This window comes from Sinomonas sp. ASV322 (genome assembly GCF_030908245.1).
GTDB lineage: Bacteria > Actinomycetota > Actinomycetes > Actinomycetales > Micrococcaceae > Sinomonas.
In genome coordinates this window covers 59,818-82,312 of record NZ_JAVFJJ010000007.1, presented here as the reverse complement: position 1 = coordinate 82,312, position 22,495 = coordinate 59,818, and the positions used below count along the sequence as shown (strand labels likewise).

The following is a 22,495-nucleotide window of genomic DNA, read 5'->3' as shown; positions in this document are numbered from 1 at the left end:
CTATTCTCCCCTGCCCAGGCCGGGGTCAGAGGACTCCGAGCCGCGCGAGGCGCCGCCGCGCCGCCTGCTCGCTCGGGCCCGGATTCCCGAGCGCGAGGCCGACGACGGCGAGAGTGACCGACGCGGCGGGCTTCGGCGGGAGCAGGCCCCGCCCGAGCGAGGACCGGTCGAGACCGAGCAGGTCAGTGTACCGGTGCGGCATCGAATCGACCGCGGCCGCGAAGAGCGTCCGATACCCCGGCACGAGCATGGGGTCAAGCGGGAGCTTCCGCAGGAAGCCGACCACCTCGTCGAGGCGCGGCGAATGTGCGAGGCGCGCGCCGTCGTCGTACGCCTCGAGCCGTTCCCGGAGGGCGGCGACCGAGCGCGGCGGCGACTCGACGCCCATGAGCTCCCCGGCGACGGCCCACTCGCGCACGTACTGGTCCGCGCGGGCCGGCGGGAGAGGGCACCGGACGTATTCGTACGCGCCGAGGAACGCGTCGGTGAACGCGATGTGGACCCATTCGAGCAGCTCGGGATCGTTCGCGGAATAGTCGCGCTCGACGCCGCGCCCGTCGACATACCGCCCGACAACCGGGGCGTGCCGCCGCCGCACGTGCTCGCACGCGGTGCGGGCGGCCCTGGTGTCGCCGAACGTCACGGTGAAGACCCAGCGGATCGTGCGGGCGAGGCGCGCGAGCGGGTCATCCTGGTAATACGAATGGTCGAGGACGCCAGCGAGAACGCCCGGATGCAGAGCCTGCGTGAGGAGCGCGCGGATCCCGCCGACGATCGTCGTCATCCCGCCGTGCACACGCCACGTGACCGAATCGGGGGCGAAGTAGCCCGCGTCGTCGCCGTCCTCGAGCGCTAGCTCCCACGCGGGGATCCCTTCCGACTGGCCCGCGAAGGTCAGGCTCAGCCGCCGGCGCAGGGGCTCGAGGACACCGTTGCTCACGTTCCAAGCGTCGCGCAGGGAGGTGCCAGCGGCAACGCCTGCTTCGTAAATCGCGTCCCTCACAGGAGGCGCGTGAGCGTGCCGAGCGAGCGGGCGTCCTCCTCGCGGCGCGCTGCGAGCCGCGCGTCGAGGTCGCGGGCTTCGCGCACGTGCTTGGCGAGCCAGGACCACGCGAGGGCCGCGGCGCGGCGAAGAACGGACGACGGCGACGCTCCCGCCACGCGAGAGGAGTCGCCGTGGGCGCGGCGGACCACGCGGCGAGGAGCGGGGCGGTACGAGCGGACGGTGGGCTCTGCGGTGCAGGTGTTCGTGGTCATGGCAAGCAGTCTGCCGAGACCGGATCGCGGAGGAAACGATTCGATCCTGCCCGAATCCTCGACCTTGTGCCCCGGCGTTCCTAGGCTGTTTCCATGCTCATCCGACTCACAAGCGAAGACCTCACGAGGGTCCGCTTCGAGGCCTCGCCCATCTGGGAAACCGTCACGAGCCTCCGCGCACTCCAGCAGGGCACGGCCCTGCACAAGCCATGGATCGACGAGGCCAAGAAGCGGCTCGCGGCCTCCCCCGATCCGAAGTCGCGAGAGCACCTCCGCCTCCTCACCACTCTCGTGCCGGCGAACGGTCCCATCCCCGACGCGCTTACCCCCACCCCCGATAGGCAAGACACGCTCTCGGACTCACTCGCGGCGTTCGCCGACATCCCGGCCGAGCTGTGGCACCGCGACCTGGAGTACCTCGGCCACCGGAAGCTCCCCGACTACGCCGGCCCGATCGTCGCCGAGTTCCGCGAGGATGTCGCGCGCGGCGTGGCCCGCGTGGCCGACGCGCTCGAGTGGTACTGGAGCACCGCCGTCGAACCCTATTGGCCGCGCCTGCGCTCGGTGCTGCTCGCGGACATCGACTCGCGGCTCGAAGAGCTCGCGCGCCACGGGATCCAGGAGGTCTTCAAGACGCTCCATCCGAGCGTCCGGCCCACGCCGGACGGTCTCGAAATCACGCGCGGCTGCGAGGTGACGACCCTGCCCGAACCCGGGCGTGGACTCATCCTCGTGCCGAACGCGTTCGTGTGGCCGAACACGCTCGTCCTCAACACGGCGCCGTTCGTGCCGACGATCACGTACGCGCCGCGGGGCGTCGGGCGCTTGTGGGAGAAGGTCCGCGAGACGAACGAGAGCCCCATCTCGCGGCTCCTCGGGCGCACGCGCGCCCAGATCCTCGCCCAGCTCGACGTCCCGATGACGACGACGCAGCTCGCGTGCGCGCTCGACCTCGCCGCCGGGACGGTCAGCAGTCACTTGAAGATTCTGGCCGAGTCGGGCCTCACGGAGCCGCTGCGCTCCGGGAGAGAGGTGTTCTACCAGCGGGGCAAGGTCGGCGAGGAGCTGCTCGCACGGGCCTGAGGGCGCCTTAGGCTAAGCCCCCGCCGTGCGGCTCGCCTCGATGCCCTCGCGTGCCCACGCGACCTGCGCCGGCGTGCCCGCCCGCACCGCCCACTGCTCGGCAAGCTGGAACTCGACGAGGGCGCGGTGGGCCACGCCGGCGTCGAGCAAGTGCCAGCCGAGATTGCCGTGGAGCGAGACGCACCAGCGTTGGACCCGCGGGGTGTGCGCTGTCGACGCGTACTCGATGCCGGCCCGGGACCATGACTCGGCGTGGCCGCCGTCGGCGAGGGCGAGCATGTGGAACGCGTCGGCTGCGAGGAACTCCTCGCCGAGGTGCTCGCCGAGCTCGGCGGCCTGCTCGAAGAGGGGAACGGACATGGCCGCGTGGCCCGAGGAGTTGAGCACGCGGCCGCGCTCGAGGAGGACTCGCACGGCGATCGTCGGGTCCTGCCCGACGTCGACGTCGTCGAGCACCGCGTCGGCCTCCTCGTACCGGCCCTGCAGCGCGATGGCCCGCCCGAGCTGGGTCGTGAGCTCGGCGCGTTCGACGTCGTCGTACGCCGCTTCGGCGATCGCATGGCGGAAGGCGGCCTCTGACGCCGCGGGATCGTGGAAGTCCCACAGCTGGTCGAGCGTGGACTGGTCCAGCGTCATTGCGCGAGCCTCGACCATCCAAGCGCCTCGCGCTGGCCCTTGGGCAGCGACGCGACGACGAGGTCGTAGGAGTCCTCGACCAGGTCGTGGATCGCCCCGTGCGTGAGGTCCCCGTCGAGGCGCACGCCGTTCCAGTGCTTCTTGTTCATGTGATAGGCCCCGGTGATCTCGGGGTGCGCGGCGCGGAGCTGGACCGCGAGCGCGGGATCGCATTTGAGGGACAGCGAGAGTGGGCTCACCTCGGGCCGCATCGCGGCGAACATCTTGCCTTCGACGGCGGAGCCCGCCGAGGCCGGGGGCCGCACCTTGTAGACGGCTACTTCAGGCCCGAAGGGGTAGTCCTCGTAGGTTCCGGGAAAGGACAGGCAGAGCTCTCTCACCGCATCGGCATCCATGGACCTCAGCCTAGCCGTGCCCGGGTTTCCACCGGGCAAGGAGCGGGTGACTAATGTGGGCGAGGGGGTCCGCACACGCGAGCGAACGAAGGAATCGACGATGGCCTACACCGCCTCAGACGACCGCTACGACCACATGGAGTACCGCTTCACGGGAAAGAGCGGGCTCAAGCTGCCTGCCCTCTCCCTCGGGCTGTGGCACAACTTCGGCAACGACCGACCCGAGGAGACCCAGCGGGCGATCCTGCGGCGCGCCTTCGACCGCGGTGTGACGCACTTCGATCTCGCCAACAACTACGGCCCGCCGTATGGCCGCGCCGAGGAGAACTTCGGCCGCTACCTCAGCGACGACTTCGCCCCGTACCGCGACGAGCTCATCATCTCGACGAAGGCCGGCTGGGATATGTGGCCCGGACCGTACGGCCAGGGTGGCGGGTCGCGGAAGTACGTGCTCGCGAGCCTCGACCAGTCGCTCAAGCGGCTCGGCCTCGACTACGTCGACATCTTCTACAGCCACCGCTTCGACGCGGACACGCCCGTCGAGGAGACGATGATGGCCCTCGACACCGCGGTGCGCTCGGGCCGCGCGCTGTACGTCGGCATCTCGTCCTACTCGGCGGCGAAGACGCGCGAGGCCGCCACGATTGCGCGCGAGCTCGGCACGCCCCTGCTCATCCACCAGCCCTCGTACTCGATGCTCAACCGCTGGATCGAGGGCGGCCTCCTCGAGGAGCTCGACGCCCAGGGCATGGGGTGCATCGTCTTCACGGCACTCGCACAGGGCCTGCTCACCGACAGGTACCTCAGCGGCGTTCCGGCCGATTCGCGGGCGGCCCGCTCGGGCTCGACGCTCCCGAGCGAGCACCTCGACGAGCGGGTCCTCGCCCGCGTTCGGCGGCTCAACGAGGTCGCGGCCGCGCGCGGGCAGAAGCTGGCTCAGCTCGCGCTCCAGTGGGTGCTGCGGGATCCGCGGATCACGTCGGCGGTCATCGGGGCGTCCTCGGTCGAGCAGCTCGACACGAACCTCGACGCCCTCAACGGCCCTGCCCTGACCGACGAGGAGCTCGCCGTGATCGACTCAGACGACGTCGATCCGGGCATCAATCTGTGGGCGAAGGTGACGGCGGACTGAGTATCAGCCCGCTTCGACCTGGATCGTGATGTCCTCGACGTTGGGGAGGGCGTGGCCGAGGCGGTCTCGGATCTCCCAGCGGACCGCGTCGGCCTCGCCGACCGTGGCGTCGCGGGCGACGGCGACGACGGCGGCGCCGTGCAGGCGGTGCCCGATCCAGCGGAGCTGAAGGCGACGCACGTCGAGAACTCCGGGGGCGCCGTCGAGCGCGTGCTCGGCGCGGTGCACGAGGTCGGGGTCGACGCCGTCGAGCAGCCGCCGCCCGAGGCTTCGGACCGTGCCCCACAGGAGGACCACGATCGCGACGCTGATGGCGAGGCCCACGATCGGGTCCGCGAGCGGGAAGCCGAGCATGACGCCGACCGCGCCGACGACGACGGCGAGCGAGGTGAAGCCGTCCGTCCGGGCGTGGATCCCGTCCGCGACGAGCGCGGCCGATCCGATCCGGCGCCCGACGCTGATGCGGTAGACCGCGACGGCCTCGTTCCCCGCGAAGCCGACGATGCCGGCCGCCGCAACCCACCACAGATTGCCGAGCGGATGGGGGTTGAGGAGCCGCTCGATCGACTGCCACCCCGCGACGATCGCCGAGAGGGCGACGACGGCGATGATGAACAGGCCCGCGAGGTCCTCGGCGCGGCCGTAGCCGTACGTGTAGCGCTGCGTCGCGGGGCGGCGCGCGAGCATGAACGCGATCCACAGCGGGAGGGCGGTCAAGGCGTCCGAGAAGTTGTGGACCGTGTCGGCGAGCAGCGCGACCGAACCGCTGAACAGGACGACGGCGAACTGCAGCACCGTCGTCGCGAGCAGCGCGAAGAGGCTGATTTTCAGCGCCCGGACGCCCTCCTTGCTGGCTTCGAGGGCGTCGTCGATCGAGTCGGCGGCGTCGTGCGTGTGCGGCACGAAGAACTCGTAGAGGGCGGCCTTCCAGCCGGTGCCGTGGCTGTGCCCGTGGGCGTGGCCGTGACCGTGGCGGTGCGAATGGCCGTGCGCGTCATCGTGGGTGTGCGCGTGGCCGTGCTCATCCCCGTGATCGTGGGTGTGCGCGTGGCCGTGCTCATCCCCGTGATCGTGGGTGTGCGCGTGGCCGTGCTCATCCCCGTGATCGTGGCCGTGGTCGTGGCTGTGATCGTGATCGTGCGGGTGCTCGTGGTCATGCGGGTGCTCGTGGTCATGCGGATGCTCGCTGACCCCGTCCGCGTGCGTGTGGGCCGTGTGCTCGGCGCTCATGCGCTGGCCTCCCTCATCGAATCAGCGTGGGGGTGGTGGTGGCGCGGAACGCCTCCGAGCGAGTGCTCGGCCTGGAAGATCGCGTCCGAGACCATCTGGGACGCGTGCTCGTTCGCGAGCCGGTAGAACGCGTGCTTGCCGTCCTGCCGTGCCGTGACGATTCTCGCGAGCCGCAGCTTCGCGAGATGCTGCGAGACGGCCGCGGGCGCCTTGTCGACGATGTCCGCAAGGTGGTTCACCGAGAGCTCCTCGTTCGCCCGCAGCGCGAGGATGATGCGCACGCGGGTCGCATCCGCGAGCATTGAGAACACCTCGACCGCGAGGTCAACGTACTGCGAATCGGGGTCACGCCCGCATATCCGCATATCTGCATCCATACGCAGATGATCTCACATCGCGGCCTTCGCAGTCACCTTCGGGCCGTGAAGTCACCTTCTGGCCGTGAAGTCCCTTCCTGGACGATCACAGTTCGCTTCTCGCTGAGAAGTCCCCCTCAAGCGAACTCGCGGCGAAGAGAGGACGGCCCTCGGACTAGAGTGCCTCTCGTGACCTTCGAGGTGCCCTACCAGCCGCTCCCGATCGATCAATCGGACGTCCACTACCTTCGCGGGCCAGATTCCGCCCCGCTCCCCGGCGTTCCGGCCGGCGAAACGGTCGAGTTCGAGTGGACGCAGAGCACGGTCTACCCTGGCACGTCAAGGAAGTTCTGGATCCACGTGCCCGCAGGCTACCACCCGTCCGAGCCGGCTTCCCTCATGGTGTACCAGGACGGGTGGTGGTATCTCGACCCCGAGGGCGAGGTACGGGCGGGGATCGTTACGGACAACCTCGTCCATCGGGGCGAGGTCCCCATGACGATTGGGCTCTTCGTAGACCCCGGGGTCTACGCCGGGGCATCGGAACCGAAGAACCGAAACATGGAGTACGACGCGTTCGACGACCGCTACGTGACATTCCTGCTGACCGAAATCGTCCCGCAGGTCACCGCTCGGTACGCGATCTCCGACGACGCCGACGGGTGGGGAATCTGCGGTGGGAGCAGCGGTGGCAACTGCGCGTTCACGGCCGCATGGCTGCGGCCCGACAAATTCCGCCGCGTCCTCGGATTCCTCTCGAGCTTCTCGCAGATGCCGGGAGGCAACCCTTACCCCGAGCTGATCCCGAGTACCCCTGCCAAGCCCCTTCGTGTCTTTCTGCAGGCCGGCCATCGGGACCTCCGCTGGAACGAGCCCGAGGGAAACTGGCTCGCCAACAACCTCCGCGTCGCCGCCGCGCTCGCCGAGGCCGGTTACGACTTTCGGCTCGTCCTCGGCGACGGTGGCCACAGCCCCAACCACGCCGGGACGCTGCTCCCCGACGCGCTGCGGTGGCTCTGGAGCTAACGGCTCTGCCGGGACGGGGAGCCAGGACGAGACCGTCCCGCGCTCCAGCCCACTTCTTCGAGGCCCGAGTGCGCGCCGGGCCGCGACTCGCCGCGGCCAGGACTGATTGGGAAAGATCAACTGGATAGGAACGCGGGTGCGGAGCCCGGGGGTCGGTCAGGTGCGCGGGCGCCGGGGCCGGGTTCGGGGTGCCGAGTTCGGGGCGGGGGTAGTCCGCTACTCGACCCCGAGAAAGCGCTCGAGGTTCACAACCGTGAGCCCCGCCGCCAGTTGCGCGGCGCGGAACGCCTCCAGGTCCGCGGCGAACTCGGGGCGGAAATGCATGAGCACAATGTCCCCAGCCCGCAGCGAGTTCCCGTATTGGTAGTCCATGTGGCCGGCATTCGACTTGGTCTCCCAATGGATGATCGCCCGGATACCGGCATCGGCACAGGCCTTCCGCATGGTTGGGGAGTAGGCGCCGCCGGGCGGGCGAAAGAGCGTGGGACGCCGGCCGAAGGTCGTCTGGGCGAAGTCCTGCATGCCCTTGATCTCGGCGAACTGGTACGCGTAGGGCTTCGTCGACATGCGCACGTCGTGGCTCACGGTGTGGTTCTCCACGAAGTCGCCAGTCCGCATGAGCTGCCTGAAGTACTCGGGGTCCTCCTGAACGAAGTTCTTCGTGAGGAACATGGACACCGGGTAGTTGTACTTCCTCAGGAGTTCGATTGCCTCGGGCTTCTTCGTGACGCCGTCGTCGATCGTGAGGAAGACGATCGGATTCTTGGTCGTGACGCGCGTGATGACCGGCACGAGCCCGCCATCGATCGGCGGAAGCGTGTAGTCCCGTTCGAAGGTCGGCGCAACCGGGGCCGGGGTGGTGGGCACGTGGGCGCTGGACTCCGCCGTCGTCGGCGCCTCTGTCTTCGGCGCTCGCGAGTCGGGCGCGGCGCACGACGCGAGGCCTCCGGTGACGGCTGCGGCGCCAATCAGTCCCAACGCGGCGCGGCGCGTGGGAAGCGGGCGAACGGGTTCTGACATGGAGCACCTTGCGACGGCGGGGGGATCAGATCAATCGTAGGCCCAGCACATTAACGCGCGGAGAACAAGTCACGTTCAGCGGCTGCGGGCGCGCCGCCAGTTTTCCTGCGCTGGGCACGCATTCATGACGACGTCGAGGCCGGCCGCTTTGGCGCGTTCGGCCGCCTCCTCGTCGATCACCCCGAGCTGGAGCCACACGGCTTTCGCGCCCACGGCGATCGCCTGATCGATGACGTCGCCGACCCGCTGCGAGTTGACGAAGCAGTCGACGACGTCGATCGGGTGAAGCTCCGCGGGGATGTCGGCGAGGCGCGCGTAGCCCCTCTCGCCATGGACGTCCTCGCCTCTCGGATTGACGGGGATGATCTGCTGCCCGAGCTCGTCTCGGATGAACTCCGCGACCGAGTACGCAGACCTCCACTGATTCTGGCTCAGCCCGACGACGGCCCACCGGCCCGGCGTCTCCATGAGCCGTTCGATGACCTCGGGATCGTTGACGTGTCCCATATCCCCCACTCTACGCCGCGCGGCGCTCGGAGCCGCGGGAAACGCCGCGGCGCCGGTTCCGCCCTGAGGAAACGGCCCCTGACAGGGACCATCCCGCGTGGAAGGAACCGGCGCCGCGAGCGCTGGGTCAGGCGCTGAGCTTGGAGGGCTCGGGAGCCGCTTCCTGCTCGACGTAGCCGTACACCTCGGGGAGGATGAACTTGGCCGAGAGGAAGCCGATGAGGGACAGGACGGAGACCGCGAGGGTCGCGCCGACCGGGCCCCACGACTTGGTCATGATCGGGAAGACGAACGCGCCGAAGAACGAGGCTCCCTTGACGAAGATGTAGCCGAAGCCGGAGGCGGTGGCCTTGAACCGGGCCGGGGCGACCATCGAGGCGATCGTCATGCCGTTTGAGGCGTCCCAGTAGTGGCCCCACATGAGCACGGCCGCGGCCAGGACGATGAGCCACTGGATGTTGTTCCCGAGCGCGAACGCGCCCGCGATGAGCCCGAGGAACGCGAGGCCGTAGCCCCACATCGCGACACCCCGGTGCCCGGTCTTGGCGATCATGGCCGGGGCCAGGAAGCCCGAGATGGTCGCCAGGACGTAGATCGCCGCGGTGACGATGTTGGTTCCGGTGAGGTTCGCGTTCGACGCGACGCCGACCCCGGCGGTGATCAGGATGACCGGGAGGTAGAAGCCGAACGCGGTGAACTCGGCACCCTGGCACGCGTTGGAGATCCAGGCGAAGATCGAGGCCCTGCGCTTGGTCGGGTCGGCCCAGATGACCTTGAGGAAGTCTCCGACCTTGGGCTTGTCGATGTGCACGTCCTGGTTCGGGAGCATGTCCAGAGGCTCGTTGAAGAGCTTGAGCGAGACTTCCTTGGCCTTGACGAACCTCCCGCGCTGGATGAGGTAGAGCGGGGTCTCGGGCAGGTCGAGGCGGGCCAGGAGCAGGAACACGGCCGGAAGCGCCCCGATCACCAGCGCCACGCGCCACAGGATCGCGTGATCCATGCCGGTGACGTACATGATCGTGATGACGACGATCGAGATGACCTCGCCGATGCCGAACATGCCCTGCCAGCGCGAGCCCATCCTCTCCCGGGCGCCCTTGGACATCGACTCCATGATGTACGCGTAGCCGTTGGAGATGTCCGAGCCGAGCGGGATGCCGATGAGGACGCGCATGATGATCAGGTCCCACACGCTGTGCGAGAAGCCCTGGGCGATCGCGAGCACGATGAACAGGACCATCGTCAGGACGAAGACCCGCTTGCGTCCCAGCCGGTCGGCGATGTAGCCGCCCAGGATCGCCCCGAGCAGGGCGCCGCCCTGAACGCCGGCGGTCAGGAACCCGAGCTCGAAATCGGTCGGCTTGTACTCGGCCTTGATGAACACGAGCACGAAGGAGAGGGCATACAGGTCCCACGCCTCGATGAGGATGGTCGCGATCATCATCCAGCCGCCGCGGCGGCTGGACGCTGTTCCGTTCTTGTTCAGCAGGACGTCGGTCGCTTCGTCGGACAACCGGCGGATAGTCGCCTGATCCATCATGGCCTTTCTCGCTGAGAGCCGGCGTACGCGGCACCTGCCAGCGAGGCGGTGTGAGTTGACGCCATAGTCACTCCTGGATGGGTGGTTTACATCTGTTCTGATTCCCCAAGATGCGGTTTAGATCATACCTAAAATGGCAACGAGTGCAACAGCTATGATGTAAAGACCCCGATCGCCGCCGATCCCAAGGAGCCGTCATGGCGCACGCAGGCCCGCACACAGCGACGGGCACCCCCCACCCGACGGGCCTCCACGGCAAGCTGCTCGAGGGAGTCGGATCGGCCATCGCCGAGGGGACACTGCGCGCCGGCAGCGTTGTCCAGATCGAGGAGCTCGAGGAGCGCTACGCCGTCTCCCGCTCGGTTGTGCGCGAGGCCGTGCGGGTGCTCGCTTCGATGGGGCTCGTCGCACCGCGCCGGCGGCTCGGCATCCAAATCCTCCCCGCGAGCGAATGGAACGTCTACGACCCCCAGGTGATCCGATGGCGGCTCGCCTCGTCCGAGCGGTTCGGCCAGCTCCGAGCCCTCACCGAGCTGCGCAACGCCGTCGAGCCCGAGGCGGCACGCCTCGCAGCCATCCGCGCCGCGGCCGATCAGACCGCGGAGCTGCTCGTGCTCGCCGGCGAGCTCTGGGCCGCGGGCCAGGACACGGACGCCGAACGATTTCTCCGGGTGGACATCGAGTTCCACCGCTTCATCCTCGCGGCGTCCGGCAACGAGATGTTCGCGGCGCTGCATCCGCTCGTCGCCGAAGTCCTCTCAGGGCGCACGCATCTCGGACTCATGCCCTCACGGCCCCACCCGGACGCCCTCCAGCTGCACATGGACGTCGCGTCGGCGATCCAGCGGTCGAGCCCCGACGAGGCCCACACTGCGATGCGCGCCATCATGACGCGGACGATGTCCGAGGTCAGCGAGGTCTTCGCGTCCTTCGAGGTTCCCGCGGAGGGGCGTCCGGCCTAACGGTGCTTGCCGCCGGCTTTGGCGAGCGTCATCGTCTCCGCGTGCCGCCCGCCAGCGGGGCGTACGACGGCGGCCGTGATGCTCGCAAGCCTCAGCTGCGGGAGCGCCTGGTCGACGACGTCCTCGACGCTTGCCGCGAGCGCTGCCGGCTCCTGTGCCTGCACCTCCGCGGGCGCCAAGACGACCGAATCAGGCCCACTCTCCCGGTGCTCGGACGCGCGCGGCTCCTCGCGCCCGGCCCGGTGAGCGCCGCGGCCTCGCGCCGGAGACTGGGCGTCGCGGCTCAGCGCGGCCGCCGGCGGCTGGGTCGCGGGAGCGACCACGGCTACAGGCTCCACGACTGCTGGCCCGCCAGCTGGGTTCCCGCCCGCCGCTTGGGTCCCGTCGCCTGCCGGCTGCGGCTCGGCCGCGGGCGCCTCGGGCGCGCTGGTCGAATGGGACTCAGCCCGTGGAACCCCCGGCAGGTAGTCGACGCCGCCTCCCGCAGCGACGCCCGACGCGCTCAGCCCGACGCCGGCTACGACGACGGCGCTGATCATCGCACCGCGGTGCCGCTTGCGAGGGGCGAAGCGCACGACGACGGCGTCCGCTGAGCCGGTGAGCTTGACGAACGCTTCGTCCGCCGCGCGGTTCGCGGCACGGGTGGGGGCGACAGCCCGGGGCGCGTCGCCTTGACCCGCGGCAAGGAGCTCGGCGAGGAGGCCGGTCGGCGCGGGCGCCTCGGGCGGGCACAGCCCACGGAGGGATTCCAGCGCACGGCCCAATGCGACGTCGTGCGCCATCCCGGCCTCAGCCAGAAGGCCTGCGACCGCATCCCGCGTCGATTCACTGCTCATGGTGCCATCACCCCTTCCGAGACCAATTCGCGCAAGGCCTTGAGGCCCCGCCGCTGAAGCTGTTTGACTGCGCCGGGCGTCTTGCCGAGGACGGTTGCGACGTCGTCGACGCTCAGCTCGCCCACGATGCGGAGCATGAGGACGTCGCGCTGCTCGGGCTTGAGCGCCTCGATCAGAAGGTGCGCGTCCGTCTGACCGTTGCGTACGAGAGCCTCGGACTCGGCGGACGGAACCGCGCGCGTATCGAGAAGCGGGTCGTAGTCCACGCTGCGCGGGCGCCGTTCGATCCGTCGGTAGTAGTCGACGGCTCGCGCGTGGGCGACGGAGAAGACGAAGGTGCGGAGCCCGGCAACACCGCCGGTGATCCCGCCGACGCGCGGGAGGACGCTCAAGAAGACATCCTGCATGAGGGCCTCCGGATCCTCGACCCCGCGAGCGTTGAAGTATCCGAGGACGGCCGGCGCGAGGGTGCTGTAGATGCGGGCGAACAGCTCGGACTCCGGATGCGCTCCCGCCACGAGGTCTTCATCCGTGAGCGCTTCGCGCACGTCTCCCCCGCTCCGTCGAGTCCTCCCCATAGCTGTCCCAGTCTAAGGGCACTTCCCGCGCGCGTCGCGTCAGGTGGGCTCACTTTTCGTAGGACATAGACGAAGCCGGGCTGGAACATGATGGGGGACAGATTCCAGCCCGGCTTCCACTCATGTCATCGCGTGAGGGCCTCGGAAGGTTACGCGGTGGCGTAAGTTTTTTGAACTCTTTATGGTCCGCGCGTTTTCGCGGTCCTCTGATCAGTCGATGAGGTCGCGGACCACGATGGTCTGATCGCGGTCCGGGCCCACGCCGATCGCCGAGAATCGGGTCCCCGAGAGCTTCTCGAGGGCGAGGACGTAGTCCCGGGCGTTGGCGGGCAGCTCGTCGAGTGTCTTGGCGCCCGTGATGTCCTCGGTCCAGCCGTCGAAGTACTCGAGGATCGGCTTCGCGTGGTGGAACTCGGTCTGCGTCATGGGCATCTCGTCGTGCCGTACGCCGTCGACGTCGTACGCGACGCAGACGGGGATCTTCTCGATCCCGGTGAGGACGTCGAGCTTCGTCAGGAAGTAGTCCGTGAAGCCGTTGACGCGCGAGGCGTGGCGCGCGAGGACCGAGTCGTACCAGCCGCAGCGGCGCGGGCGGCCCGTGTTGACGCCGAACTCGCCGCCGGTCTTCTGGAGGTACTCGCCCATCTCGTCGAAGAGCTCGGTCGGGAACGGGCCCGCGCCGACGCGGGTCGTGTAGGCCTTGATGATGCCGATCGACCGCGCGATGCGCGTCGGGCCGATGCCGGAGCCCACGGAGGCGCCGCCCGCCGTCGGGTTCGACGACGTCACAAACGGGTACGTGCCGTGGTCGACGTCGAGGAACGTCGCCTGGCCGCCCTCCATGAGGACGACCTTGCCGTCGTCGAGCGCCCTGTTCAGCTCGTACGTCGAGTCGATGACGAGAGGCCGCAGGCGGTCCGCGAAGCTCAGGAAGTAGTTCACGGTCTCGTCGACGCTCACGGCGCGGCGGTTGTAGACCTTGATGAGGAGCTCGTTCTTCTGGCGCAGCGAGCCCTCGACCTTCTGCCGCAGGATCGACTCGTCGAAGACGTCCTGGACGCGGATGCCGAGGCGCGCGACCTTGTCCATGTAGGCGGGCCCGATGCCGCGGCCCGTCGTGCCGATCGCGCGCTTGCCGAGGAAGCGCTCCGTGACCTTGTCGAGCGTCTGGTGGTACGGGGCCACGAGATGGGCGTTCGCGGAGACGCGGAGGCGCGACGTATCGCCGCCGCGGGCCTCAAGCCCGTCGATCTCGTCGAAGAGCGCCTCGAGATTCACGACGCAGCCATTGCCGATGATCGGGATCGCGTTGGGGCTCAGAATGCCTGCGGGAAGGAGCTTGAGCTCGTACTTCTGACCACCGACGACGACGGTGTGCCCGGCGTTGTTGCCGCCGTTCGGCTTGACCACGTAGTCCACGCGGCCGCCGAGCAGATCCGTCGCCTTGCCTTTGCCCTCATCGCCCCACTGGGCTCCGACGATCACGATTGCGGGCATGGTTCCTCCCCGGGATACCGCCTTCGGCCCGGCTGGCCGACGGCTTACATGGGAAAGCCCCGCCTCTCTCGCGCGGCCGCCTCCGTGTATCGGATCCCAGACGGATTCTCCGGGAATCGGACAGCTGCACGGCAAGAGTGCCGGGGCTCTTGCGACCCAAGTCTACCGAATGGGGCCCAGCACGCGCTCAAGGTACGCGTTGCCGAACTTGCCCTCCGGGTCGCGCTTCGTGACGAGCTCGCGGAAGTCCTCGAAGCGCGGGTACAGCCGGGCGAGCTCGGCAGTCGGAACCGCGAACAGCTTCCCCCAGTGCGGCCGCGCGCCAAACGGTGCCAGCGCGGCCTCGAGCTCCGGCAGGAACGCTTCCACCTCGGCCTGCAGCGGCCGCCACGTGAAGTGCAGCGCGACGCTGTCTTGCCGGTACGACGGGCTGAGCCAGAACTCGTCGGCAGCGACCGTCCGGATCTCCGACACGAACAGGAGCCGCGTGAGCCTCGCGGCGAGCCCGCGCACGGCTTGCAGAGCCCCAGGCGCCTGAGCCCGCGGGAGCAGATACTCGGTCTGAAGCTCGTCCCCCGCACTGGGCGTGAACTCGCGCCGGAAATGCGGCAGCCTGTCGAGCCATGGCCCCGGTACGTCGAGCTGCTGGGTGCAGTTCAGGGCGTCCATGTCCGGCAGCGGGTGCCGGGGTTGCGTCGCGGGCACGGCACCGAAGAACGACGACGGCGCGGGGCCGGCCTCCGCGTCGACGCGCACCTTCCGCCACGCCTGAGGAACGGCGTCCCCGGCGTAGTCAGTGAAGAGCGAGACGCTGTACCCATCCCCGGCGACGGCGTCGTAGTCCGCGAGCACCGTCTCCCACGGAAGCCCCTCGAACACCTGCTGCCGCACCTGATACGTCGGCTCGATCGCGAGCTCGAACGCCGTCACGATCCCGAGCGCGCCGAGGCCCACGACGCTCCCGAGGAACTCGTCGCCGTCGCCCTCCTCGAGCCGTTCGACCTCGCCGGACGCGCGCACCAGCTCGACGGCCTTCACGGCCGAGGCCAGTGCGGGGCTCGAAATCCCCGAGCCATGGGTCCCCGTCTGCACCGCCCCGGCAACGGAGATGTGCGGAAGCGAGGCCAGATTGTGCAGCGCCCAGCCCTGGTCCTCGAGCGCGCGGCCGAGTTCGCCGTAGGTGAGCCCGCCGGCCACACGCGCCACCCGCCGGGCTGAGTCCACCTCGACACTCCGCGGCAGCCCGTCCAGCACGACCTGCACGCCGTCCGTATCCGCAACGTCGTTGAAGCAGTGCCGCGAGCCCAGTGCTTTCACCCGCCCGGCACCAGCCACGAGCTCCGCAAGCTGCTCGACGGACTCCGGGCTCGCCACCGACGACGCGGCGTACTCGAGATTCCCTGCCCAGTTCTTCATGCACGTTCCTTCGAAAAAGAGATGGACGCGGCCACTCGGTAGCGCTCAAGCACGCCCGGCGCCGGGGGGGCGCTGACGGTGGCTGCCCCCGCATTCTTCCACTCGGGGAACTGCCCGAGGAGGACTCCCGCCGCCTGGCGCGCGGCGCCGTCGGCCACGTACTCCCCCGGCTCGGGGACGAGCACGGGCAGCCCGAAGATCGCGGCCGCGGCCTGCTGGACCGCGGCGGAGCGCGCCCCGCCGCCCACGAGGATGATCCGCTCGGCCGCGACGCCCTGCGCGGTCATCGCTGCGAGGCCGTCCGCGAGCGAGCACACGATGCCCTCGACCGCTGCGCGCGCGAGGTTCGCGCGCGTGTAATTACGCAGCGTGAGGCCGTGCAGGGAGCCGGTCGCGTCCGGGAGGTTCGGTGTCCGCTCGCCCTCGAAATACGGCACGAGCGTGAGCCCCTCGGCCCCGACCGGCGCCGAGAGCGCGAGCTCCGTGAGCCCGGGCAGCGACACCCCGAGGAGGGCGGCCGTCGCGTCGAGCACGCGCGATGCGTTGAGCGTGCACGCGAGCGGGAGATAGTGTCCGGTCGCGTCGGCGAAGCCCGCCACGAGTCCCGAGGCGTCCGACGTCGGCCGGCCGGCTACCGCGAACACCGTCCCCGAGGTGCCGATCGAGACGACGACGTCGCCCACCGAGGCGCCGACACCCAGGGCGGCGCCGGCGTTGTCGCCAGCGCCGGGGCCGATGAGGGCGCCCGCGGGAGTCCGGCCCGCAGCTTCCAGCGGACCGAGCACCCGAGGCAGAACCGGCACATGCCCGAGCGTGCGCTCGAGGACCGAGGGGAGGTATTCGCCCGACGACGGCGACCAGTACCCCGTGCCCGATGCGTCCGAGCGGTCCGTCCCCAAGGAATCAAATGCTGCCCCGAGTCCGCTGTGGCCGTGGCCCGCGAGCCGCCATGAGAGCCAGTCGTGCGGGAGGCACACGGCCGCGGTCCGCGCGGCGTTCTCTGGCTCGTTCTCGGCAAGCCAGCGCAGCTTGGTCGCGGTGATCGAGGCGACCGGGACCGTCCCGGTCGCCTCGGCCCACCAGCGCGCGCCGGCGGCAGCGTCGCCGTCGCCCGCTTCTTTGATGAGGGCGACGGCGGCGCCCGCCGAGCGTGTGTCGTTCCACAGGAGCGCGGGCCGCACCACGGCGCCGTCCTCGTCGAGGCACACCATGCCGTGCTGCTGGCCGCCCACCGAGATCGCGGCGACGTCGTCAATCCCGCCCGCTGCCGCGATGGCGGCCTCGAGCGCGTCCCACCACGCGTCGGGATGCACCTCGGTGCCCTCGGGGTGGCGCGCCGAGCCCGAGCGGACGAACGCGCCGGTCTCGGCGTCGCGGATCACGACCTTGCAGGACTGCGTGGAGCTGTCGACTCCGGCTACGAGCGGCATACGGATTCCCTCATCCCAGTGTGCTTCGATCCCCGTGCGTTCGGCGGGTCAGCGGGCGCCGAGCAGGTGCTCGATGGCCAGCTGGTTGAGGCGGATGAACGCGTAGGAGCGCTCTCCGGCCGCGTCGGCGTCGAACGCCTCGAACGCGGACGCGTCGGCGAGCAGGTCCGCCGTCGTCTCCCCGGGCGCGAGTGTGGACTCGGAAAGCTCGTACACGCCCGAGGTGCGCAGGGCCTCCTGGACCTCCGCGTCGGCCCGGAAGGATGCCGCGCGCTCCTTGAGGAGCAGGTACATGGACATGTTCGCGGCCGCGGACGCCCACACGCCGTCGTACCCGTCGGTGCGCGAGGGCTTGTAGTCGAAGTGGCGCGGGCCGTCGTAGCGGGGGCCGCCGCCCGGGAAGCCGTTCTCGAGCAGATCGACCGTGAAGAACGCGCTCGTGAGGTCGCCGTGGCCGAACACGAGGTCCTGGTCATACTTGATGCCGCGCTGGCCGTTGAGGTCGATGTGGAAGAGCTTGCCCGCCCAGAGCGCCTGCGCGATGCCGTGAGTGAAGTTCAGGCCGGCCATCTGCTCGTGGCCCGTCTCGGGGTTGAGGCCCACGATGTCGCCGTGCTCGAGCTGGGCGATGAACGCGAGGCCGTGGCCCACGGTCGGCAGGAGGATGTCGCCGCGCGGCTCGTTCGGCTTGGGCTCGAGCGCGATGCGCAGCCCGTAGCCCTTCTCCTTGATGTAGGCGGCGGCGGTGTCGACGCCCTCGCGGTAGCGGTCGAGCGCGGCGGCGAGGTCCTTCGAGCCGTCGTACTCCGACCCCTCGCGGCCGCCCCACATGACGAACGTCTCGGCGCCGAGCTCCGCAGCGAGGTCGATGTTGCGGAGCACCTTCGCGAGCGCGAAGCGGCGCACGGAGCGGTCGTTGGACGTGAAGCCACCGTCCTTGAAGACCGGGTGGCTGAAGAGGTTGGTCGTGACCATGGGGACCTTGAGGCCGGTCTCCTCGAGCGCGGCGCGGAAACGCTTGAGGATGAGCTCGCGCTCGTCGGCGGACACGCCGAACGGGACGAGATCGTTGTCGTGGAACGTGATGCCGTACGCGCCGAGCTCCGCGAGCTTGTGCACGGCCTCGATGGGGTCGAGCGCCGCGCGGGTCGGGACGCCGAACGGGTCGTTGCCGGTCCAGCCGACGGTCCAGAGGCCGAAAGTGAACTTGTGGTCAGGAGTCGGCGTAAGAGCCATGGTCAGCACCTCTTTGGGCTAGGTTCCGAGGGGAACGGGAATTAGTATGTGTTCTGAACTATATGGGTCGTGGTGAACTTGGTCAATGGCCAGCCACAGAGCAGGAGGTGCCAGCGTGCGCGAGCACGGAGCGGCTAGCACGACCCCCGGTCGAGTCGGCGATGTCCGACGACAGAATCTCGCGCTCGTCCTGGGGAACATCGGGCCGGACACGCGCGCGACGCGCGCCGACATCGCCGCCGCGACCGGCCTCACGAAAGCCTCGGTGTCGAGCCTCGTGGCCGAGCTCCTCGAAACCGGTCTCGTCGAAGAGCTCGGCGTCACGCGCGACGGCGAGCGCGGCCGACCAGGGGTCGGGCTGGCCCTCGATGCCCGGCGGGGAGCGCTCGGCGCGGAGATCAACGTGGACTATCTCGCCGTCGGAGTCGTGGACTTGCACGGGACCCTCCGCTTCCACGAAGTCGCCGACGCAGAGAACCGCGGCCGCGACGCCGAAGACGTCCTCGGCGAGCTCTCCGCGCTCGCGCGTCGCTGCGTCGAGGCGGCCCAGACCGCCGGCGTGACGCTCCTCGGCGGCGGCCTCGCCGTCCCGGGCCTCGTGAACCCCGCACGGGGAACCGTCCTCACGGCGCCGAACCTCGGCTGGCGTGACGCGGACCTGTCTACCGCGCTCGGAGGGCTCATACCCGACGCGCCGTTCGGCGTCGTCCTCTCGAACGAAGCCAACAGCGCCGCCCTCGCGGAACTCTGGTACGGGCATGGGGCCTCCTTGAGGGACTACCTCTTCATCTCGGGCGAGGTCGGCGTGGGTGGCGGGCTCGTGATCGGATCGGAGCTGTTCGCCGGACCGCAGGGTTACGCGGGCGAGGTGGGGCACGTCGTCGTCGAACCGGGCGGCAGGCGATGCTCGTGCGGCGGCCGAGGGTGCCTCGAGACCGTCGCCGGACAGGAGGCGATCCTCGCCGCCGCGGGCATCACCGACGGCGGAAGCACGACGGCAGCGCGCATGTCCGCGCTTCAGGCGGCCCTTGGCGCCGGTGATGCCCAGGCGATGAGCGCCGTTGAACGCGCGGGCCACTATCTCGGGATCGCCGTCGTCTCCGCCGGGCGCCTCGTGGATCTCTCGGCGGTCGTCCTCGGAGGGCATTTCGCGGCCCTCGGCACGTGGATCAGGCCCGCCCTGCTCAGCAGTCTCGACGGCTTCGCTCCCGGACTCGTTCCCGCGGACAGAGTCGCGTTCTCGGAGCTCGGCACGACGGCGGCCCTCCGCGGGGCGGCCGGCGGGGCGCTGCTCCGCGCCCTCGCGGCCCCGTACGAACTCCTCCCCTGACCCGCGGGCCGAGTAAGAGGCGGCACGGGTCGTTACGCCACAACTCAAGGCGATGAACCCCTCATTTTCGCGCTAAACGGCTCTCAGTTGTGGCGGAACGAACCCGTCTCTGGGCGCCGCCGCGACCCGTGGTGGGAAGCAGATCGCCAGGGAGGCGAGGACGAGCCCGAAGAGTCACGCTCCCAGCGCGGCAATCGTCCAGCGAGCGGCGTGCGTTCTACCGGGCTCGAGCCACACGAGATCCGTCCCGCTCGCGAACGCGTTGGGCGGGCACGTCATGGGCTCGACGGCGAGACCCTCGCGCGTGGGGCCGGGCGGCTCCCGGTCCGCCGTGTGGATCTGGACCCACGGGCAGCCGGTGTCCCAGGACATCGCAACGCCGGTTCCGGACGGGTCGCGAATCGCCACGCGCGCGGTGCCGAGATCGTCGAACCCGATGCCCGTGAACGCGTGGTCGATCGCGGTGGCGCCGATCGGTCGCGGGCTCGTGAAGTCGAACTCGTGCCCCGCGACGCTCCGGGTGCGCCGCGGCAGGAGGCGGTCGGACGTTACCTCGAGGAACCGTTCGGCGGGCACCTCGAGGGTCCACGTGTCGAGCGGCGAGGGCCCGGCGACGAGATACGGGTGCGGGCACACCCCGTACGGCGCTCGCCCGTCGCCCGCGTTGACGGCCCTCACGGACCAGTCGAGGCCCCCAGGATCGCCGGGCGCCCCCGCACGCAGCCTGTACTGGACCTCGAGCCGCAGCTCGAACGGGTAGCCCTCACTCGCGGCGAGCTCAAGCGCGAAAGTGGCGGATGCGCCGTCGTGCGCCGTGAGCCTCCAGTCCTCGCCGAATACGAGTCCGTGGAGCGCACAGCCGCGCTCGGGCTCGTTGACCGGCACGGCCAGCTTCTGGCCGCCGGCCGTGTAGCGCCCGTTGGCGAGCCGGTTCGGCCACGGGGCCGCGACGATCCCCCGGTAGTCAGGAACCGGACTGCCGGGGTCGAACGGGAGGACCAGATCGCGCCCCTCGTACTGGAGCGAGGCGAGCGCGCCGCCCCTGTGGGCCACGACTGCGGTGTACGCGCCCGCCCGGATCGTGACGCTCACGCGCCAAGCTGTCCCGGGCCCGCCGCGGCGAGATCGGCCCGCGCGAGATCGGTGAGCGGGACTGCGCCCGGCCGCTCGGCACGGCTCGCGACGGCCACTGACACGCCGCTGTGCGCCGAGTCGAGCAGCGACTCCATGACCTCGAGCACATGGAACGCGAGCGCACCGCTGGCCCGTAGCTCCTCCCCCTGCGCAGTGCGGGCGAGATCCGCGATGCCGTAGCCGCGGCCCGAACCGACGTACCCGGCCGAAACCGGCAGCGTCTCCCACTCCTCGCCTCCGAGACGGAACAGGCGAGTGTCGCCGTCGAAAACGTTGGGGTCCGGCACGGCGAGCGTGCCGAGCGAGCCGTGCACCTCGATGTTCGCCGAGTGCGTCGCGACGGAATCGAAGCTCATCACGAGCGTCGAGAGCGCCCCCGACTCGTGCACGAGCACCCCCGTGACGTGCGTGTCCGTCGTCACAGGAATGTGCTCGCCGGCCCGCGGCCCGGAGCCGATCACGCGCTCCGAGCGCGTGTGGCTCGCCGCCCCGATCACCGACACAACAGGCCCGAGGAGCGTCACCAACGCCGTGACGTAGTACGGCCCCATGTCCAGCAAAGGCCCGCCGCCGGGGACGTAGTAGAAGTCCGGGTTCGGGTGCCAGCGCTCGTGCCCCGGCGTGACCATCGTGGCCGTCGCCGCGACGGGCGCGCCGATGAGGCCGTCGTCGATCGCTTTGCGCGCGGTCTGGATCCCGGTGCCGAGCACGGTGTCCGGCGCGCAGCCGACGACGACGCCCGCCTCCCGCGCCGCATCGAGCACCTGCCTGGCTTCGGCGGTCGTGGCCGCGAGCGGCTTTTCGCCGTAGACCGCCTTGCCGGCGGCGATCGCCGCGAGCGCGATCTCTGCGTGCGCGGCCGGGATGGTCAGGTTGAGGACAAGATCGACGTCGGGCGCCGCAAGTAGTTCGTCGACGCTCACGGCACGCACGCCGCCGTCGTCCGCCCCGACCGAAACGGAAGCGTTCCACTCGTCCGCGACCGCCTGCGCGCGCGCCGCGTCGAGGTCCGCGACGGCGACGAGCCGCACGTCCTCGAGGCGGCGGAAGCTCTCGAGGTATTGGCCCACGATCTTCCCGCAGCCCACAATGCCGACAGCTATCGAATTCCCTGCACCTACCGGCTTGCCCACAGCAGGCCCCTCTCAATGATCGTGCGAACGTTGGGGTCCTCAAGGACCTCGACCCGGTGGCCCGGGGTGCAGACAAAGATCCGCCCGGCGCCCCACTCTCGGGTCCAAATCGCGGGCGACGTGACCTCGCGGTGCCACGGGTCCCACTCGCGGACCTTCTGGGTCGTGGTCGCGAGGACGTCGATGTAGTCGTCGGCGAGGACCCAGTACTGCTCGGTCACGAGGTCGAAGTCCCCGAGACCCTCGGTAATCGGGTGCTCGGCCGCAGCGGGGAGCATGGTGACGGTGTAGGGAACGTAGTTGTCCGACTGCTCGCCCGTGCGCTCGTCGGGATGCTTGCCCGGGTGGCACGCGAACTGCCCGCCGATGAGGTGAAGGTAGTCCGAGGTGTTGCGGTACGAGTCGGCGATCCCGCCGTGCCAGCCCGCGAGCCCGGTCCCGTTCTCGACGGCGGCGCGGAGCCCCTCGAACTCGTCCCTCTCGATCGTGGACATCGTCATGCACTGCATCACGAGGTCCACCCCGGCCATGTATTCGGCGTCCGCGTAGATCTTGGGCGATTCCTCGACCCGCACCTCATAGCCGTTCGCCTTGAGGTAAGGGATGAACAGGTCCGTGGCCTGGATGGGCTGATGCCCGTCCCAGCCCCCGCGCACCACGAGCGCGTTCTTGGTGGTTGTCACTGGTGTCCTTTGGTTGGTTGCGAAACTCCGGTTGCGCCGTCACTTCGGCGGGGTGCTCACCCCCGCGGAAGTGACGGC

The 22,495-nt window shown here is 69.8% G+C and carries 23 protein-coding genes; 5 read left to right on the top strand and 18 right to left on the bottom strand.

Features of this window, described 5'->3' with window-relative positions:
- Positions 1–25 precede the first annotated feature (25 nt).
- Both RBS12_RS11425 and RBS12_RS11420 read right to left on the bottom strand, forming a co-directional pair.
- Positions 26–940, bottom strand: coding sequence for an oxygenase MpaB family protein (locus RBS12_RS11425; protein WP_307966231.1), 915 nt, complete (start codon positions 938–940; stop codon positions 26–28).
- A gap of 59 nt (positions 941–999) precedes the next feature.
- Positions 1,000–1,257, bottom strand: a complete 258-nt coding sequence (locus tag RBS12_RS11420; RefSeq protein ID WP_307966230.1) for a hypothetical protein — start codon at positions 1,255–1,257, stop codon at positions 1,000–1,002.
- 93 nt (positions 1,258–1,350) lie between these two features.
- On the opposite strand from RBS12_RS11420, the gene RBS12_RS11415 reads away from it, so the two are divergent.
- Complete coding sequence (locus RBS12_RS11415) at positions 1,351–2,340, top strand: helix-turn-helix domain-containing protein (RefSeq protein WP_307966229.1); 990 nt, start codon at positions 1,351–1,353, stop codon at positions 2,338–2,340.
- Positions 2,341–2,352: 12 nt separating this feature from the next.
- On the opposite strand, the gene RBS12_RS11410 is transcribed toward RBS12_RS11415, so the two are convergent.
- Together RBS12_RS11410 and RBS12_RS11405 are read right to left on the bottom strand one after the other, a co-directional pair.
- Positions 2,353–2,976: a hypothetical protein gene (locus tag RBS12_RS11410; protein WP_307966228.1), complete on the bottom strand. Its 624-nt coding sequence runs from the start codon at positions 2,974–2,976 to the stop codon at positions 2,353–2,355.
- Positions 2,973–3,371: an MmcQ/YjbR family DNA-binding protein gene (locus RBS12_RS11405; protein WP_307966227.1), complete on the bottom strand. Its 399-nt coding sequence runs from the start codon at positions 3,369–3,371 to the stop codon at positions 2,973–2,975. Before RBS12_RS11405 ends, RBS12_RS11410 begins: the two co-directional genes overlap by 4 nt.
- A 100-nt stretch (positions 3,372–3,471) precedes the next feature.
- On the opposite strand from RBS12_RS11405, the gene mgrA reads away from it, so the two are divergent.
- Positions 3,472–4,503, top strand: a complete 1,032-nt coding sequence (mgrA, locus tag RBS12_RS11400; protein ID WP_307966226.1) for an L-glyceraldehyde 3-phosphate reductase — start codon at positions 3,472–3,474, stop codon at positions 4,501–4,503.
- 3 nt (positions 4,504–4,506) lie between these two features.
- On the opposite strand, the gene RBS12_RS11395 is transcribed toward mgrA, so the two are convergent.
- Together RBS12_RS11395 and RBS12_RS11390 are read right to left on the bottom strand one after the other, a co-directional pair.
- Complete coding sequence (locus RBS12_RS11395; RefSeq protein WP_373886515.1) at positions 4,507–5,406, bottom strand: cation diffusion facilitator family transporter; 900 nt, start codon at positions 5,404–5,406, stop codon at positions 4,507–4,509.
- 323 nt (positions 5,407–5,729) lie between these two features.
- On the bottom strand, positions 5,730–6,110 hold the full coding sequence (locus RBS12_RS11390) for a metalloregulator ArsR/SmtB family transcription factor (RefSeq protein ID WP_307966224.1): 381 nt from the start codon (positions 6,108–6,110) through the stop codon (positions 5,730–5,732).
- 168 nt (positions 6,111–6,278) lie between these two features.
- Between RBS12_RS11390 and RBS12_RS11385 the strand changes: the two genes are divergently transcribed.
- On the top strand, positions 6,279–7,115 hold the full coding sequence (locus RBS12_RS11385) for an alpha/beta hydrolase-fold protein (protein WP_307966223.1): 837 nt from the start codon (positions 6,279–6,281) through the stop codon (positions 7,113–7,115).
- 216 nt (positions 7,116–7,331) lie between these two features.
- Here the strand turns inward: RBS12_RS11385 and RBS12_RS11380 are convergent, their stop codons facing one another.
- The 3 genes from RBS12_RS11380 to RBS12_RS11370 all read right to left on the bottom strand — a co-directional run bounded on the left by RBS12_RS11380 (position 7,332) and on the right by RBS12_RS11370 (position 10,179).
- On the bottom strand, positions 7,332–8,135 hold the full coding sequence (locus tag RBS12_RS11380) for a polysaccharide deacetylase family protein (protein ID WP_307966222.1): 804 nt from the start codon (positions 8,133–8,135) through the stop codon (positions 7,332–7,334).
- Positions 8,136–8,210: 75 nt separating this feature from the next.
- Positions 8,211–8,642, bottom strand: coding sequence for a CoA-binding protein (locus RBS12_RS11375; protein ID WP_307966221.1), 432 nt, complete (start codon positions 8,640–8,642; stop codon positions 8,211–8,213).
- Between the two features lie 127 nt (positions 8,643–8,769).
- Positions 8,770–10,179 carry an MFS transporter gene (locus tag RBS12_RS11370; protein WP_307966220.1) on the bottom strand — a complete coding sequence of 470 codons (1,410 nt, stop codon included), beginning with the start codon at positions 10,177–10,179 and terminating at the stop codon, positions 8,770–8,772.
- A gap of 200 nt (positions 10,180–10,379) precedes the next feature.
- Between RBS12_RS11370 and RBS12_RS11365 the strand changes: the two genes are divergently transcribed.
- Entirely contained in the window at positions 10,380–11,144 is a 765-nt protein-coding gene (locus RBS12_RS11365; RefSeq protein ID WP_307966219.1) for an FCD domain-containing protein, read from the top strand.
- Here the strand turns inward: RBS12_RS11365 and RBS12_RS11360 are convergent.
- The 6 genes from RBS12_RS11360 to xylA form a co-directional block, all read right to left on the bottom strand.
- Positions 11,141–11,980 carry a hypothetical protein gene (locus RBS12_RS11360; protein ID WP_307966218.1) on the bottom strand — a complete coding sequence of 280 codons (840 nt, stop codon included), beginning with the start codon at positions 11,978–11,980 and terminating at the stop codon, positions 11,141–11,143. The genes RBS12_RS11365 and RBS12_RS11360 overlap by 4 nt on opposite strands.
- Positions 11,977–12,558 carry a sigma-70 family RNA polymerase sigma factor gene (locus tag RBS12_RS11355; protein WP_307966217.1) on the bottom strand — a complete coding sequence of 194 codons (582 nt, stop codon included), beginning with the start codon at positions 12,556–12,558 and terminating at the stop codon, positions 11,977–11,979. Before RBS12_RS11355 ends, RBS12_RS11360 begins: the two co-directional genes overlap by 4 nt.
- A gap of 210 nt (positions 12,559–12,768) precedes the next feature.
- Positions 12,769–14,055 (bottom strand): adenylosuccinate synthase, encoded by a 1,287-nt coding sequence (locus RBS12_RS11350; RefSeq protein WP_307966216.1) that lies wholly within the window; start codon positions 14,053–14,055, stop codon positions 12,769–12,771.
- 162 nt (positions 14,056–14,217) lie between these two features.
- A complete protein-coding gene (locus RBS12_RS11345) occupies positions 14,218–15,471 on the bottom strand; it encodes a D-arabinono-1,4-lactone oxidase (protein WP_307966215.1) in 1,254 nt (417 codons plus the stop codon).
- Positions 15,468–16,901 carry a xylulokinase gene (gene xylB / locus RBS12_RS11340; protein WP_307966214.1) on the bottom strand — a complete coding sequence of 478 codons (1,434 nt, stop codon included), beginning with the start codon at positions 16,899–16,901 and terminating at the stop codon, positions 15,468–15,470. The genes RBS12_RS11345 and xylB overlap by 4 nt, the downstream gene beginning before the upstream one ends.
- A 48-nt stretch (positions 16,902–16,949) precedes the next feature.
- Positions 16,950–18,137 (bottom strand): xylose isomerase, encoded by a 1,188-nt coding sequence (gene xylA / locus RBS12_RS11335; protein WP_307966213.1) that lies wholly within the window; start codon positions 18,135–18,137, stop codon positions 16,950–16,952.
- A gap of 115 nt (positions 18,138–18,252) precedes the next feature.
- On the opposite strand from xylA, the gene RBS12_RS11330 reads away from it, so the two are divergent.
- A complete protein-coding gene (locus tag RBS12_RS11330; RefSeq protein ID WP_307966212.1) occupies positions 18,253–19,467 on the top strand; it encodes an ROK family transcriptional regulator in 1,215 nt (404 codons plus the stop codon).
- A gap of 174 nt (positions 19,468–19,641) precedes the next feature.
- Here the strand turns inward: RBS12_RS11330 and RBS12_RS11325 are convergent, their stop codons facing one another.
- Genes RBS12_RS11325 through RBS12_RS11315 form a run of 3 tightly spaced genes read right to left on the bottom strand, consistent with a single transcriptional unit; the run spans position 19,642 to position 22,417 of the window.
- Positions 19,642–20,559 (bottom strand): aldose 1-epimerase family protein, encoded by a 918-nt coding sequence (locus RBS12_RS11325; protein WP_307966211.1) that lies wholly within the window; start codon positions 20,557–20,559, stop codon positions 19,642–19,644.
- Entirely contained in the window at positions 20,556–21,734 is a 1,179-nt protein-coding gene (locus RBS12_RS11320) for a Gfo/Idh/MocA family oxidoreductase (RefSeq protein ID WP_307966210.1), read from the bottom strand. Before RBS12_RS11320 ends, RBS12_RS11325 begins: the two co-directional genes overlap by 4 nt.
- Complete coding sequence (locus RBS12_RS11315; protein WP_307966209.1) at positions 21,719–22,417, bottom strand: ThuA domain-containing protein; 699 nt, start codon at positions 22,415–22,417, stop codon at positions 21,719–21,721. The genes RBS12_RS11320 and RBS12_RS11315 overlap by 16 nt, the downstream gene beginning before the upstream one ends.
- Between the last annotated feature and the right edge of the window lie 78 nt (positions 22,418–22,495).

What these genes read in the sequence shown, in the direction of transcription:
- RBS12_RS11420 (WP_307966230.1), bottom strand. Translation starts at nt 1,257, where the DNA reads ATGACCACGAACACCTGCACCGCAGAGCCCACCGTCCGCTCGTACCGC.
- RBS12_RS11415 (WP_307966229.1), top strand. Translation starts at nt 1,351, where the DNA reads ATGCTCATCCGACTCACAAGCGAAGACCTCACGAGGGTCCGCTTCGAG.
- RBS12_RS11410 (WP_307966228.1), bottom strand. Translation starts at nt 2,976, where the DNA reads ATGACGCTGGACCAGTCCACGCTCGACCAGCTGTGGGACTTCCACGAT.
- RBS12_RS11405 (WP_307966227.1), bottom strand. Translation starts at nt 3,371, where the DNA reads ATGGATGCCGATGCGGTGAGAGAGCTCTGCCTGTCCTTTCCCGGAACC.
- mgrA (WP_307966226.1), top strand. Translation starts at nt 3,472, where the DNA reads ATGGCCTACACCGCCTCAGACGACCGCTACGACCACATGGAGTACCGC.
- RBS12_RS11390 (WP_307966224.1), bottom strand. Translation starts at nt 6,110, where the DNA reads ATGGATGCAGATATGCGGATATGCGGGCGTGACCCCGATTCGCAGTAC.
- RBS12_RS11380 (WP_307966222.1), bottom strand. Translation starts at nt 8,135, where the DNA reads ATGTCAGAACCCGTTCGCCCGCTTCCCACGCGCCGCGCCGCGTTGGGA.
- RBS12_RS11375 (WP_307966221.1), bottom strand. Translation starts at nt 8,642, where the DNA reads ATGGGACACGTCAACGATCCCGAGGTCATCGAACGGCTCATGGAGACG.
- RBS12_RS11370 (WP_307966220.1), bottom strand. Translation starts at nt 10,179, where the DNA reads ATGGATCAGGCGACTATCCGCCGGTTGTCCGACGAAGCGACCGACGTC.
- RBS12_RS11365 (WP_307966219.1), top strand. Translation starts at nt 10,380, where the DNA reads ATGGCGCACGCAGGCCCGCACACAGCGACGGGCACCCCCCACCCGACG.
- RBS12_RS11360 (WP_307966218.1), bottom strand. Translation starts at nt 11,980, where the DNA reads ATGAGCAGTGAATCGACGCGGGATGCGGTCGCAGGCCTTCTGGCTGAG.
- RBS12_RS11355 (WP_307966217.1), bottom strand. Translation starts at nt 12,558, where the DNA reads ATGGGGAGGACTCGACGGAGCGGGGGAGACGTGCGCGAAGCGCTCACG.
- RBS12_RS11350 (WP_307966216.1), bottom strand. Translation starts at nt 14,055, where the DNA reads ATGCCCGCAATCGTGATCGTCGGAGCCCAGTGGGGCGATGAGGGCAAA.
- RBS12_RS11345 (WP_307966215.1), bottom strand. Translation starts at nt 15,471, where the DNA reads ATGAAGAACTGGGCAGGGAATCTCGAGTACGCCGCGTCGTCGGTGGCG.
- xylB (WP_307966214.1), bottom strand. Translation starts at nt 16,901, where the DNA reads ATGCCGCTCGTAGCCGGAGTCGACAGCTCCACGCAGTCCTGCAAGGTC.
- xylA (WP_307966213.1), bottom strand. Translation starts at nt 18,137, where the DNA reads ATGGCTCTTACGCCGACTCCTGACCACAAGTTCACTTTCGGCCTCTGG.